Raw genomic sequence first — 14,542 nt, forward strand, 5'->3', positions numbered from 1 at the left:
AGGAGAGCGAAGTCCACTAGACGCTAGGCGCTGGAACTAGACATAGAAAAGTGGAAGGTGCCTGCTTATCGGCGACAAGCGCTGGAGGACCAGCAATTAGTGTCCTGCTCTTTGGACACGTTTGATGGACCGAAGCGACCTCGAGCAGATGGCACCTGGAACTGAATATAGAAAAGCTGAAGAACCATGATTAGGCCTTCAGCTTTTTTACGTGTTATCATCCCTATTATTTATGGTAATCTAAGAGTCTGACCGACATGAATAACCGTTGATTGTAATTGATTCAGCTCGGTAATCGCCTGAACCGTTGTTCCATTTCGTGTTGCGATTCCCCATAAACTATCGCCAGCTTGAACCGTATATATTTTTAGAGATGGAGTTGAGCTAATTTGTAATGGTTGCCCTACATGAATGACAGAAGAAGTAAGGTTATTCCATTGCATCAATTGATTTACCGTAACATTATACGTTCTACTTATAGTCCATAAACTGTCACCTGCTTTAACTGTGTATATAGCCCCTGAATGATTAGTTGCTGGTGTTGACGGTGATGCTTGATTTAATGGTTGTACTTGTAATGTTTGACCGAGGAAAATTATATCAGAAGTTAAACGATTCCAATCTCTCAACTGTTGCACCGTAACACCATGGTTTCTTGCAATTAGTGATAAAGTATCTCCTGATTTCACTACGTATGTTGAAGCTCTACTACTTTGAGTGGGAGCAACAGATTGTTCTACAGGAATAACTCGACGAGCCGTTACAAAACGATCATTCCAGTAATTAGAAAAAGGATTGGTGATATGAACACCACGACTACTAGAAGCGTGAATCATCTCATTATTATTTATGTATACGGTAAGATGATTAATTTGACCATCAAAGTTTGTATCATAAAACAATAAATCGCCTTTTTGTAGTTGCTGTAATGAGACCTGTACCCCTACTCTTGCCTGATCACGACTAACTCGAGGCAGAGTAATTCCATGTTCCCCAAAAATGGTTGCTGTAAAAGAAGAACAGTCAAAGCTCGAAGTATTTCCTAAAGGTGCACCAAATTGATACGGTGTGCCAATATACCTTTTTCCACTTTCAATAATTCGATCTGCGAGCGTATGAGAGTGTGCAAAAGCTTGGTACGGTAGTAAAAACATGAGTGCTACAAGTGCAATTAATATTTTTTTCATAAATTCGCCTCCTGTCGTCTATCATAAAGCGAATTTGACTTCAAAACATTAGTAGGTTGCTAGGGTAACTCCCAACTTCTACTATATTTAGGATAGCAATGAGCAGACGGCATATTCTTACAAGCTATGTTAAAGCCTATAATTAAATAAACGTAGATTTTCGATCTTTGTGTGAGAAGTAAATTCAAACCCCTTTAAGGAACAGCGCCATCATAAAAAAATCCACCCTCGTATATGAGAGTGGACCTCTAGTCATTCTTACACTTTTTGTTTAGTATTTAGTGGCAAATCAAAGCGAACCACGTCTTCATATGTTTCTCTTTCTATTACTAATTGCGCGTCCCCATCTTCAACAAATACAACAGCTGGTCTGGGAATTCGGTTATAATTGTTAGCCATTGAGTAACCATATGCACCCGTACAAAAAACAGCTAAAATATCTTTATGGTTTGCTTTTGGTAGAGGTAAGTCCCAAATGAGCATATCGCCACTTTCACAACATTTACCTGCTATTGAATATTTCGCTTCTACTTGATCAATTGCACGATTAGCTAAAATGCCTTCGTATTTCGCTTGGTATAAAGCAGGACGAAGGTTATCTGTCATTCCTCCATCTACAGAAAGATAATGACGAACATTCGGTATATCCTTTTGCGATCCTAGTGTATATAGAGTTGTTCCTGCATCACCTACGAGTGAACGCCCAGGTTCAATCCAAATTTCAGGCATTGTTAAATTTAACTTATTAACATGGTGCTGAACAGCTTCAATTGTTGCTTTCACATATTGTCCTACAGGTAATGGCTCATCACCTTCAATATAACGTATTCCAAAGCCGCCGCCTAAATTTAACACCTTCAAGTCGAAATTTGATGTCTTAGACCAATCTTCAATATAGCTGTACAGCTTTTCAACAGCCATAACAAAACCTGTTGTTTCAAATATCTGTGAGCCAATATGGCAATGAATCCCTAATAGTTCAAGTTCTTCACAGTCCATCGCCCACTCGATTGCACGATTAACTTGACCACTTACTAAATCAAAGCCAAACTTGGAGTCTTCTTGACCCGTTGTAATATAATCATGTGTATGCGCTTCTACCCCTGGAGTCGTTCTTAGTAAGATAGAAACCTTCCGCTGATGTTTAATTGCAGCTTGCTTTAACAATTCTAATTCATAGAAATTATCTACTACAAAGCAACCGATATTAGCACGAACTGCCATATCTATTTCGTCTGGACTTTTGTTATTCCCATGAAAGTGAACACGCTCCATTGGGAAGCCAGCTACCATCGCCGTATAAAGTTCCCCACCAGATACGACATCTAAACTCAATTCCAACTCATTTGCAAGTTGAACCATTGCAACGCAACTAAATGCTTTACTTGCATATGCAACTTGGCTTTTTACCCCAAGTTCGCTAAAAGCCTCTTTGAACGCTTTCGCTTTTTCACGTATTAACGATACATCGTAAACAAAAAGAGGAGTTCCATATTTACTCGCGAGTTCAACTGTATCGATACCACCAATCTCTAGGTGGCCTAAGTCATTTATTCTACTTGTACCATGTAAGTGCATCGTTTCTCTCTCCTATCTTCGCATCACTAACAATCAACACATATAGATAAGGCTCCTTCTATATATGAGAGATTGGAGATCCGTTTTATATTCTAATTGTATAATTGAAAGGTGAGATACCTACCTATTTGGTTAACAAAAAAACAGCTAATGTAGTTACACTAGCTGTTATGACCGATCCATAGCAAGAGTAACCTCATTTATAGAATAGTACTCCACTGTATATTACAGTGACAGTGTGTCACCTATTTAATGACACCCCAGTGAAAAAATAGGATGGTGCTATTATTCCACTTCGGCAAATCGACCTTTCTGTCTGTTTCATTGCTTCCATCTCGCTCTTCAGACATACTCATTCTCACTGCACCTCTACCCCGTGTTTCATAAAGAAATGAGGGACTTATACAATTAATAGGTACACTTTAACATAATCCTTGCTACGTGGCAATATCGGATTCCTCTTATATAACCTTTATGATTGTTTTATCGGATCTTTTGGACTAACGATACTAGGACGACGTTTAATCGATGGGACAGACACACGAACAAGTATTTGCCAAAAAGCAGATGGGTTAAATGGCAACAATGGCCATAAATATGGTTTATTTAAAGACTTTATCATTGTTAGTAGTAAAATAAATACCGTTGATCCAATAACAAGTCCTGGTAATTTAAAGATAGCCACAACTAACAATAATACAAGTCTTGCTACTTTCATCGCTATTCCTAATTCATAACTCGGTGTAGCAAATGTTCCAATCGCTCCTAATGCAACATATAGAATTACTTCTGGTACAAATAATCCTACATTGATTGCAATTTCACCAATTAATAACGCCGCTACTAACCCTAATGCGGTCGCAAGAGGAGACGGAGTATGAATAGCAGCCATCCTCAACAATTCTATCCCAATTTCAGCAAGTACAATTTGTGCAAAAACTGGAACATTTGTTGTTTCATTTGGACCAATAAATTCTAACATCTCTGGTAACAAATTAGGTTGCATAACAAACAGCAACCAAAGTGGGAGAATAAACAAGGCTAAAATCATCCCTGAAAAACGTACCCATCTTAAAAAGGTTCCTATAGCAGGAGCTTGACGATATTCTTCGGCATGTTGAACATGATGGAATAAAGTAGTAGGTGTAATAATTACACTTGGTGATGTATCAACCGTTATGATTACGTGTCCTTCAAATAAATGGGTGGCTGCAACATCTGGTCTTTCCGTATACCTTACAAGCGGGAATGGATTAAAGCCTTGTTTAACAATATATTCTTCAACAACTTTATCTGCCATAGTTAGTCCGTCTATTTCTATAGACTCTAACTCTTTTTTTATGATTTTTACCAGGTCAGGGTCAGCTACATCTTCAATATAAGATATACAAACATCCGTTTTGGAACGGACCCCAACTTGCATAATTTCATTACGTAATCGTTCATCCCGGATCCTTCTTCGTGTAAGTGCTGTGTTCTGAATGATATTTTCTGTATACCCATCACGAGCCCCTCTTACAACTCGCTCCGTATCTGGTTCATCAGGGCCTCTGCCAGGATAACTTCTCACATCAACAACAAATGCCTCATCTTCACCTTCAAGAAGAATAAAGATCAAGCCAGATAACATTTGCGTAATCGCATCATCAATTGTTTTGACCGTTTCAACTTGTTGGTGAACTAAATGATTTTCAATTGCTTGTTTTACATTTTGGTTTTTTTCATTTCTTACACCAAGCCTACTTAATTCTTTAAACAATTCAATAATGAATTGTGTATCACACAAGCCATTAACAAAATACACTTGAATTTGTTTTCCTAATATATTGAACTTTCTAATCCCAACATCAAAGCTCGTACCAATACCAATACGATTTTTAATTGCTGTTTCATTATCGAATATATTATTAGTTATCGGTTGCTTTTCAGGGTTAATTAAATTTTTACTCACCTTTTATCCCCTCCGTTCTAATATAAGTTCAACAGCCTTCCTCGTAATTGGGGCACCTTTTTCGATAGTATCAAAACCTCCCATCTTTCCAATATCACCAACACCAACAACGATAGGAATTTCCAATTCATCTAAAATATAGACTGTATCGCCATCTATTCTCCCTATTTCAATATCCTGCAATCCATTTTTATCAACACCAAATTCTGTTAACTTCCCAAATCGATCAATTGAAACATCCACCTTAGTCCATTCAGCAAAGTGAGTATGTGATGCGACAGCTATAGCACCAATCACCTCAATAGTTGGATCACTAGCTACATACCTTAGCGCCTGTTCTCCTGGGCCCTCCATTTTATAACCACAGTCATCGAACATAACAAGTATTGGGTCATAGGGAGTCTTTTGAATTAGATTTACTAATTCTTCTCCAGTTAAAGTAGACGGGTTTCCAGCAGAACTTGAAATACATCTACCTCCTATTTCTTTAGCAACATGTTGAACTGCCTTTTTAGCAGACTCATCTCCATCGGTAATTAAAATCACTCTTTTTCGTTGTTTCATCCTATTACCCCTTAGGTTTAAAAATAACGGCGACTAAAAATCCAAATAAAATTGCCGTGGAAATACCGACAGAAGTCACTTCAAATATTCCCATTCCTACTCCTAAAAATCCATAACGTTCAGCTTCTGTCATAGCACCATGGACTAAAGAGTGTCCAAAACTTGTTATTGGAACTGTTGCTCCAGCCCCAGCAAAATCGATGAGTCTATCATATAAATGAAATCCATCTAACAGAGCTCCACCAACAACTAATGTACTCATCATATGTGAAGGTGTCATCTTAAAAACATCGAGCAAAAATTGACCGATAAGACAAATAAACCCACCTACTGCAAATGCAATGAAATATTCCATCAGTGCTCGCTCACCTCGGATTCAAATACAACACCATGTGCAACGCAAGGAATTGATTCTTTTTGTTTCATCATTGTCGGACTCATTAATGCACCCGTTGCAACAACTAGCATTCGTTTGATTTTGCCTAATTTCATTTCTTTTAATAAGTGTCCATATGTAACGACTGCTGGACATGCACATCCACTACCTCCTGCAAACACAGGCTGGTCTCTACTAAAAATCATTACCCCACAATCTTGATGTTTATTTTTCAATTGAATACCTTGTTCTCTAAGTAATTCTTTTAATACTTTACTCCCGATTGTCGAAAGGTCACCTGTTACGATTAAATCGTAATCTTGCTCTGACCTACCTGTATCCTTGAAATGCTGGATAATTGTATCCACCGCAGCTGGTACCATTGCTGTCCCCATATTAAAAGGGTTCTTAATCCCCATATCAACAACCTTTCCAATTGTAGCGTGTGTAACTTTTATGGGAGAAGGTTTCTTACTTAAAAGTAATGCTCCAGCACCAGTAACTGTAAAAGTAGATGTATCTGGCTTTTGCCCACCAAATTCTGTTGGATATCGAAATTGTCTTTCTGCTGTTGCATTATGGCTACTCGTAGCTGCAATAACTCGATTTCCAAATCCTCCGCTTATTAGAGAGGCACCAATAGCAACTGTTTCCATTGCTGTAGCACAAGCGGAGAAGACTCCTAAGTAAGGTATATTCATCTGTCTTGCTACATAGTTTGATGTAACATTTTGATTAAGCAGGTCACCAGCTAACATTAAATTAACTTCACTTTCTTTTTTGTTAGCTTTTTGTAAGCAGATTGATATAGCATCTATCATTAACCTACGTTCAGCTAATTCCCAATTATCTTCACCACAATATAATTTGTCATAGCATTTATCGAAGCTTTCATTTAACGGGCCATTGGTTTCATAAGGTCCAACAGCTGTTCCCGTTGCTTCAACGAAAATATTCTCGTTAAAATGCCATGTTTGTTGTACATTCATATTCATTTGATTTCTCCAATTCATATGGGTTTAGAAGAAGAGTAATTAACCCTCTTAGGTAATTAACGTTTGAACTAATAACCTTGTTAATCCTACTAAGTAAGCAGATACAACTCCAAACGCAATAACAGCACCAGCAATTCGAAACATATTAGCCCCAATTCCTAAAACAAGACCTTCACTACGATGTTCTAAAGCTGCACTTGCAATTGCATTTGCAAAACCTGTAACTGGTACGATCGCTCCAGCACCTGCAAATTGACCTAGCCGATCAAAAAAACCTAAGCCTGTCATTATTGCTGCAATTAATATTAAAGTAGCAATTGTTGGACTTATAGCTGTAGTCTCAGTTAAATCAAAGACTCTTAGATAGAAATTAGAAATCCCTTGTCCAATGGCACAGATTATCCCACCAATTACATAAGCTTTAATTCCATTTTTCACAAAATGAACTTTAGGCTGAAAAGGTTTTATTTTTTTTTGAAATTCCTTCTGTAGCTTTTTATTATCCTCCATCTCTCCATGACCTTCCTTCTACCGATCTACAAAGTAAATCCAATGATAAAGCGACCCAAAAACCTTTCCTAAAACAATAGCCATTAATAATATTATTATTTTTTCAGCTATACCTAGACGTTTAGCTAGTATAGGTAACACATTAAGAACTTCTGTTAACGCAGCTGCTAACAAACCAATAAAAATTCCTTCTGCTAAGCCAATTGGAATAAGTAATAATGCACTTAAATATAAAACAATATCATTTAGACTAACTACCGACCCTGCAACTGCGCCTAATACAACTGCCCATTCATATATATGAATATACTTTGCTGTCTTCGATAGCTGAGTAAGTCTTGGAACGACACCAAGTACTGTTAAGAATGCTACAAAGCCACTACCAACCGCAAGCCCCCCTGCTAAACCGATTAGGATTGCTAATACAGCCTCAATTGTCATTCAGCTTCGTTTCACTTTCACTATTTTCGTGATAAGTAATGTATTGGTCTAAATCTTGCTGGTATTTAAACATTTCCACTTCAAGTGGACTAGGCTCTTCATTTAATCGCTTTCGAAACACATGATTAAAGAAGATAATCATCCCTAAACCTAATCCAATTGAATAAGGTACTTGAAGTAATAACGGTTTAGCAATTTCGTTTCCCGTTACTATAGTAAACATACGTTGATGGACCTCTCTCATGCTGACATCCTCATGAAAATTCATGATAGCCATACCAGCTCCGATAAATAAAAGTAGCCAAATGAAAACAAAATAAACAGGTTCAATTCTTTTTGATTTCATTTTAACTTCTACAATCGTATGTGCTGCTCCAATTGATTGAACATCACTTTGAGGATAAGCATCACGGATCGCCATAATGACTTTCATCACATCAATCAGTACAAAGTTTTTATCACTCGGCTCCACTTGGTGGATCGGCAGGTGAACGATTTTTTCTCTTATAGAAGGTTCAGAAATAACCTGTGCTAAATCTCCAACTTTCACATGCTGATCAACTTTAACCTCTACCTTATGCCTCATTCGGATATAGACTAAAAGCTCACTCATGCCTCTCCCTCCAAAGCAGGAATTACTATCTAATATGCCCTAGTATGGTTATGTTTTGCATTATGTACTAAATTATGTATTTCAGTTAAGAAAACCTAACTTATTAAGTATTCAACCAATTCACACGAACACAATAAAAAAGACCAAAGGACTAATCGCCCATTTGGTCTCTAATTTGTTCAAGTATTTTCTTTTCTAATCTTGAAACTTGTACTTGAGATATCCCTAACCGATCAGCTACTTCAGATTGGGTCTGATCTTTGTAATACCTCAAATAAACGATAAGTCGTTCTCGTTCATCTAAATGACGGATCGCCTCGGTTAGAGCAATCTTATCAAACCACTTGTTTCCAGTTTGATCCGCAATTTGATCTAATAATGTGATAGGGTCACCATCATTTTCATAGACTGTCTCATGAATTGACGTTAAGGAACGACTCGCCTCTCCAGCAAAGACAACTTCCTCTGGAGAGATTTCTAGTTTTTCAGCAATCTCATTTACTGTTGGGACTCGTCCCAACGTTTTAGAGAGTTCATCTTTTACTTTACGAATTTTATTTCCTAATTCCTTTATCGATCGACTGACTTTAACCGTTCCATCATCTCGTAAAAAACGTTGAATTTCTCCGATAATCATTGGAACAGCGTACGTAGAAAACTTAACATCATACGACAAGTCGAACTTATCCACCGATTTAATTAGGCCGATACAACCAATTTGGAACAAATCGTCTGCCTCATAGCCTCTGTTTAAAAAACGTTGGACAACAGACCACACAAGGCGCGTGTTACGATTAACAATTAAATCCCTTGCTTCTACATCCCCTGCTTGACTCCGCTCAATGAGTTTTTTAATTTCATCATCTTTTAAGTAGGCATCGTTATTTCCATGCTTAACCTCCACATCCATAGGCAGGACTCCTTAATTGCACATGGCTTTGCTTTTTGATAGATATTTCTTTAAATACACGGTTGTACCCATCATCGGTTCAGAGATGACTTGAAGTTCATCCATGAAGTTCTCCATAATCGTAAAGCCCATACCAGACCGTTCCAACTCTGGTTTCGTTGTATACAACGGCTGTTTAGCTTCGTCGATATTATCGATGCCTACACCTTCATCACGAATGATGAGTTCAATCGTATCTTGTTCCAGTGTTACTGAAATGAAAACCATTCCCTCTGGCTGGTTATGATAGCCATGAATAATTGCATTTGTAACCGCTTCGGAAACGACTGTTTTTATTTCTGTAATTTCTTCCATTGTCGGGTCGAGTTGTGCAACAAAAGCACCAACAGTTACCCGAGCAAATGCCTCATTCTGACTTAAAGCAGAGAACTTTATTTCCATAGAATTCTTCACGATTAAGCCACCCCCAACGTTTGCAAGGCAAATTGTTCACTTTCCTCAAGCCTTACAATTTTAAATAGGCCAGACATCTCAAAAAGTCGTTTAACTGCTGGTGAAATTGCACAGACTACCATTTCTCCACCATTATTTTTCACTTGCTTATAACGACCAAGTATTACTCCTAAACCAGAACTATCCATAAATGAAAGTTGCTCAAGGTTTAAAACGATATGTTTCAAATCTTGATCCTCAAACTGTCTTTCAACTTGTGTTCTTAATTGCTCTGCTGTGTGATGGTCTAGCTCACCTTCTAAGCGAACTAACAAAACACTGCCTCTTTGTTCTAAGTCAATGATTAAACTCACAGGTCTCACTCCCTCAATGGTAGTAGGAACATCCTTAATTAATGTCCCATATGTTCTGCTAGAGAGAGTTTCTATATTTCACCTGCTTACTCCTGCTCACTGACAAAACTAGTGTAATTTAGTCGAAAATAGCAAAGAAATTAAAAGCGTTTCGTCAAAAGCCAACAAAGTTTCACAATGAATAATAGCGTAAAGGTCTACTGAACTTGACCAAATTTACCTAATGTACGTTTGAATAGTTGCCACCAAGTAGCAGTTGGTACGTCCTCGACTGCAACTAAATCTGTTTCAGAAACGACTTTACCTTGATTTTCAATGATTAGAGTTCCTAGTTTATCACCTTTTTTAATAGGCGCCTTTAGGTCCTCTACTACCGTTACTTTTTCTGTCATATCTTCAACAGTTTCACCTTTTTTAGTTAATAATGAAACAGGTTCAGCTGTTACAGCACCTACTTTGTTCATTGCACCTTTACTTACTTTTACTTGTGCTAATTCATGATCACGGTCGTATAATTTATGGGTCATGTATTGACTAAAAGCATAATCTAACATTTCAGTAATTTGGCGGTTACGCTCTTTAGGAGACGGTGCCCCCATAATAACAGAGATGACACGCATCCCATTTTTCTCGGCTGTCGCAGTTAAGCAGTACTTCGCTTCACTCGTATAACCTGTTTTTAAACCATCCACACCAGGATAAAATTTAACTAGCTTGTTTGTGTTTACAAGCCAGAATTTTTTATCAGTATTCTGACGTAAGTAATCTTCGTAAATACCAGTAAAGTTTGTGATGTCCTCATATTTTAATAATTCTTTTGACATCATAGCTAAATCTTTAGCTGTCGTGTAGTGGTCTGGAGAAGGCAAACCATTTGAGTTATTAAAATTTGTATTTTGAAGTCCAAGCTCTTTTGCTTTTTCATTCATCATACGAACAAACTCCTCTTCGGAACCTGCGATATGTTCTGCCATAGCAACTGAAGCATCATTCCCAGACGCTACAGCAATCGCCTTTAACATATCAGTAACTGTCATTTCTTCCCCAGGTTCTAAGAAGATTTGAGAACCACCCATTGAAGCAGCACGTTCACTAGTACGAACCTTATCGTCATATTTAATTTTTCCTTTATCTAGCGCCTCCATAATTAAAAGCATCGTCATGATTTTGGTCATACTCGCTGGTGGTAATTCCTTATCACTATTTTTTTCAAATAATATTGCTCCAGTATCACGCTCAATTAAAATAGCAGAAGAAGCGTCTGGTGCTAATTGTACTCCTTTTTCTGCAGCAAAACTGCTTGTAGCAAACATACTCATAATGAGCACGAACGATAACATTGATGAAATAATAGCCCTCATGTTCCAATGACCTCCAATTTTGTAAGTGATTTTCAAGATTTTAGACAAATACTTTTCTAATAATTTTTTCCAATTTATAAAGGTTTATACATAAATAGTTTTAAAACTGTGGATCTCTCTAAAAAAGCTCTGTTTTTATTCAGTTTTATTTTGTCTAAATAATTATATCTGGTGTCTTCAACTTTGTGTTTTTGGTGCTTATAACACAGCCTGAAACTAAAACATAGAAAAAGAGACTAACAGTTACGTTAGTCCCTTAGTATTTATGAGATAGTATTATAAATAAGAGTCGGAGGCTTAACTTGTTCTTGAACGATTGTATAAGATCTCTGAACTAGTTCAACTACTTCATCAACATCTTGACTATTACTATAAAGAGTGGCAATTGCATCTCCTGCTTTTACTTGGTCGCCAATCTTTTTGTGAAGTATAATTCCAACAGATAAATCAATTGTAGATGCTTTAGTAGCTCTTCCTGCTCCTAATTTCATCGCTGCTAATCCAATTTTATTAGCTACGATTTCAGAGATATAGCCACTTTCAGTAACCTTAACTGGAATATCAAATGCAGCATACGGTAATTTTTCAAGATTATCTACTACGGTAGCATCTCCGCCTTGGGCCTCAATAAAGGTTTTTAACTTATCGATTGCAGCCCCATTGGCAATTACCTCTTGAAGTTTAACTCTCGCTTCTTCAATTGACGTTGCTTGTTTAGCCAGATATACCATATAGCTTCCTAGTGTTAAACAAAGCTCCAATAAATCATCGGGTCCATTCCCTTTTAACATTTCAATTGCTTCTTTTACCTCTAATGCATTTCCTACTGCAAATCCAAGTGGTTGATTCATGTCAGATATAATCGCCATTGTTTGCCTGCCAAGGTTATTACCGATCTCCACCATTGCTTCTGCTAACTCTTGAGACTTTTCAAGTTCCTTCATAAATGCACCAGAGCCCGTCTTAACATCTAATACGATTGCATCTGCTCCAGAAGCAATTTTTTTACTCATTATTGAACTCGCAATTAACGGAATGGAATTAACCGTAGCCGTGACATCACGAAGTCCGTAAAGTTTTTTATCGGCTGGTGTTAAGTTTGTCGTTTGACCGATAACTGCTAATTTATTTTTATTTACAAGCTCACTAAATTCAAGTGTGTCTATCTCGACATGAAAGCCAGGAATCGCTTCTAATTTATCTATAGTGCCACCCGTGTGACCTAAGCCACGACCTGACATTTTCGCAACTGGGACTCCTACTGCTGCGACTAACGGTGCTAACGCAATCGTTGTTTTATCCCCGACACCACCTGTAGAGTGCTTATCGACCTTGATTCCTTCTATTGCCGATAAATCTATCTGATCACCAGATTCAACCATTGCCATCGTTAATGAAGCACGTTCTTGTGGTGTCATATCTTGAAAGAAGATAGCCATCGCAAGTGCAGAAATTTGATATTCGGGTATTTCATCCTTCGTATATCCTTGGATAATAAAATTAATTTCTTCTTTTGTTAATTCTCCGCCATCCCGTTTTTTTTCAATTAAATCAACCATTCTCATCAAACGTTACACCTCACAGCTCCACATCAGACACAATTTTCTTTACAAGCTTGATAAATCTAGGCTTTGTTCGGTTTGCAACTTCAACTACTTGCTCATGAGTAATTCCTTCTAACTCCTCACCGATTGCCATGTCAGTAATACAAGAAATACCAATTACTTTCATTTGAGCGTGGCTGGCCACGATTACCTCTGGAACAGTTGACATTCCTATTACATCGCCACCTAAATTTCTTAACATGATTAATTCTGCTCCAGTCATATAGGTAGGTCCCGTAACTCCAGCATAGACCCCTTTTTGAAGTTTAATTTCTAGCTCATTTCCAACTCGCTCTACAAATTTAACAAGCTCTGTTGTGTAAGCACTGCTCATATCAGGGAAACGTGGGCCTAGTTCATTGTAATTTGGTCCAATTAAAGGATTATCTCCAGTCATATTTAAGTGATCCGTAATAATCATTAAATCACCAGGAGCAAACTCTTTGTTCATTCCTCCACAAGCATTTGTTACAACCATTACCTCAACACCTAATTGCTTCATCACACGAACAGGGAACGTTACTTCCTGCATTGAGTACCCCTCATAGTAATGAAAACGACCTTGCATCGCAATAACTTGCTTACCTTCAAGTTGACCGATTACTAGTTGCCCAGCATGACCTTCAACTGTTGAAACTGGGAAGTTTGGAATTTCACCATAAGGAATTCGGACTGGGTTTTGAATTTCGTCTGCTAACTCTCCAAGACCAGAGCCGAGAATTAAACCGATTTTGGGCTTGCCTGAAATTTTTTCTTCAATAAAAGCAGCTGACTCTTTTATTTTTACTAACATGTTTTCCATATGTATAAAACCCCTTTCTTATATATCTTTCACAATGTTTTTAACTAGAGATAGAAAATGCTCTCTAACTTGTTCAGTTGTTTCAATAACCTCATCGTGAGTCAATGGTTGATCAAGGATACCTGCAGCCATATTAGAAATACAAGAAATCCCGAGTACTTCCATACCTGAATGACGTGCGACAATCACCTCAGGAACAGTTGACATCCCGACTGCATCACCACCAAGTTTTCGTATCATACGAACTTCAGCTGGAGTTTCATAACAAGGACCTGTATTCCCTACATAAACTCCCTCTTGGACTGATAAGTTTAAATTCTCAGCAACTCTTTTCGCTAAACTACGTAAGCTTGGCGAATAGGCATTAGACATATCAGGGAAACGAACGCCAAACTCTGGATCATTTCGGCCAATAAGTGGATTTTGATTCATATTATTTATATGGTCACTAATAATCATTAAATCGCCTGCTTGGAAGCTTTCATTTACGCCGCCGGCTGCGTTTGTTACGATTACCGTTTTTACACCTAATTCTTTCATAACTCTAACAGGAAATGTTACTTTCTCCAAAGAATAGCCTTCATAAAAGTGAAATCTTCCTTGCATAGCAACAACAAATTTTCCCTGGAGTGTTCCTAAGACAAGTTGTCCTGCATGACCTTCAACTGTTGAAATTGGAAAGTTCGGTATTTGATCGTAAGGAATTTTAACTGGATTTTCAATTTCTTCAGCTAAAACCCCTAGGCCAGAACCTAATATGAGACCTATTTGCGGCTTCTCACTATATTTTTCTCGAATATAATTTGCAGCTTCGGTCATCGATTGCTTATTAATCATTCTAACT

General features: G+C 37.6%; 16 protein-coding genes and 1 riboswitch. All 16 genes read right to left on the minus strand.

Features of this window, described 5'->3' with window-relative positions; all coding sequences use genetic code 11:
* Positions 1-230 precede the first annotated feature (230 nt).
* The 16 genes from GKP30_RS15890 to GKP30_RS15965 all read right to left on the minus strand — a co-directional run bounded on the left by GKP30_RS15890 (position 231) and on the right by GKP30_RS15965 (position 14,517).
* The gene (locus tag GKP30_RS15890) at positions 231-1,187 is read right to left on the minus strand and encodes a LysM peptidoglycan-binding domain-containing protein (protein WP_216830444.1); all 957 of its coding nucleotides are present in this window, start codon (positions 1,185-1,187) and stop codon (positions 231-233) included.
* A gap of 258 nt (positions 1,188-1,445) precedes the next feature.
* The gene (lysA, locus tag GKP30_RS15895) at positions 1,446-2,765 is read right to left on the minus strand and encodes a diaminopimelate decarboxylase (RefSeq protein WP_216830445.1); all 1,320 of its coding nucleotides are present in this window, start codon (positions 2,763-2,765) and stop codon (positions 1,446-1,448) included.
* A 200-nt stretch (positions 2,766-2,965) separates the two neighbouring features.
* A riboswitch (Lysine riboswitch) is annotated at positions 2,966-3,145 on the minus strand.
* A gap of 92 nt (positions 3,146-3,237) precedes the next feature.
* On the minus strand, positions 3,238-4,716 hold the full coding sequence (locus GKP30_RS15900; protein WP_328703171.1) for a spore germination protein: 1,479 nt from the start codon (positions 4,714-4,716) through the stop codon (positions 3,238-3,240).
* Positions 4,717-4,719: 3 nt separating this feature from the next.
* Positions 4,720-5,280 (minus strand): stage V sporulation protein AE, encoded by a 561-nt coding sequence (locus GKP30_RS15905; protein WP_216830446.1) that lies wholly within the window; start codon positions 5,278-5,280, stop codon positions 4,720-4,722.
* A gap of 4 nt (positions 5,281-5,284) precedes the next feature.
* Positions 5,285-5,635 (minus strand): stage V sporulation protein AE, encoded by a 351-nt coding sequence (spoVAE, locus tag GKP30_RS15910; protein WP_216830447.1) that lies wholly within the window; start codon positions 5,633-5,635, stop codon positions 5,285-5,287.
* A complete protein-coding gene (gene spoVAD / locus GKP30_RS15915) occupies positions 5,635-6,651 on the minus strand; it encodes a stage V sporulation protein AD (RefSeq protein ID WP_216830448.1) in 1,017 nt (338 codons plus the stop codon). Before spoVAD ends, spoVAE begins: the two co-directional genes overlap by 1 nt.
* Positions 6,652-6,699: 48 nt before the next feature.
* Positions 6,700-7,161 (minus strand): stage V sporulation protein AC, encoded by a 462-nt coding sequence (gene spoVAC, locus GKP30_RS15920; RefSeq protein WP_216830449.1) that lies wholly within the window; start codon positions 7,159-7,161, stop codon positions 6,700-6,702.
* A gap of 18 nt (positions 7,162-7,179) precedes the next feature.
* Entirely contained in the window at positions 7,180-7,602 is a 423-nt protein-coding gene (locus GKP30_RS15925) for a stage V sporulation protein AB (protein ID WP_216830450.1), read from the minus strand.
* Complete coding sequence (locus tag GKP30_RS15930) at positions 7,592-8,215, minus strand: stage V sporulation protein AA (protein ID WP_216830451.1); 624 nt, start codon at positions 8,213-8,215, stop codon at positions 7,592-7,594. Before GKP30_RS15930 ends, GKP30_RS15925 begins: the two co-directional genes overlap by 11 nt.
* Positions 8,216-8,366: 151 nt before the next feature.
* Entirely contained in the window at positions 8,367-9,125 is a 759-nt protein-coding gene (gene sigF / locus GKP30_RS15935) for an RNA polymerase sporulation sigma factor SigF (RefSeq protein WP_216830452.1), read from the minus strand.
* A 12-nt stretch (positions 9,126-9,137) separates the two neighbouring features.
* Entirely contained in the window at positions 9,138-9,566 is a 429-nt protein-coding gene (gene spoIIAB / locus GKP30_RS15940; RefSeq protein ID WP_236035144.1) for an anti-sigma F factor, read from the minus strand.
* Positions 9,567-9,580: 14 nt separating this feature from the next.
* Positions 9,581-9,931, minus strand: a complete 351-nt coding sequence (spoIIAA, locus tag GKP30_RS15945; RefSeq protein WP_216830454.1) for an anti-sigma F factor antagonist — start codon at positions 9,929-9,931, stop codon at positions 9,581-9,583.
* Positions 9,932-10,128: 197 nt separating this feature from the next.
* A complete protein-coding gene (locus GKP30_RS15950) occupies positions 10,129-11,292 on the minus strand; it encodes a D-alanyl-D-alanine carboxypeptidase family protein (protein ID WP_216830455.1) in 1,164 nt (387 codons plus the stop codon).
* A 263-nt stretch (positions 11,293-11,555) separates the two neighbouring features.
* The gene (locus GKP30_RS15955; protein WP_216830456.1) at positions 11,556-12,857 is read right to left on the minus strand and encodes a pyrimidine-nucleoside phosphorylase; all 1,302 of its coding nucleotides are present in this window, start codon (positions 12,855-12,857) and stop codon (positions 11,556-11,558) included.
* Between the two features lie 13 nt (positions 12,858-12,870).
* On the minus strand, positions 12,871-13,698 hold the full coding sequence (locus tag GKP30_RS15960; protein ID WP_216830457.1) for a purine-nucleoside phosphorylase: 828 nt from the start codon (positions 13,696-13,698) through the stop codon (positions 12,871-12,873).
* Between the two features lie 18 nt (positions 13,699-13,716).
* Entirely contained in the window at positions 13,717-14,517 is an 801-nt protein-coding gene (locus GKP30_RS15965; RefSeq protein ID WP_407928627.1) for a purine-nucleoside phosphorylase, read from the minus strand.
* Positions 14,518-14,542: the final 25 nt, after the last annotated feature.

Origin of the sequence: Alkalihalobacterium elongatum (genome assembly GCF_019024285.1) — a bacterium.
In the GTDB taxonomy this organism is placed as follows: Bacteria; Bacillota; Bacilli; order Bacillales; family Bacillaceae_F; genus Alkalihalobacterium; species Alkalihalobacterium elongatum.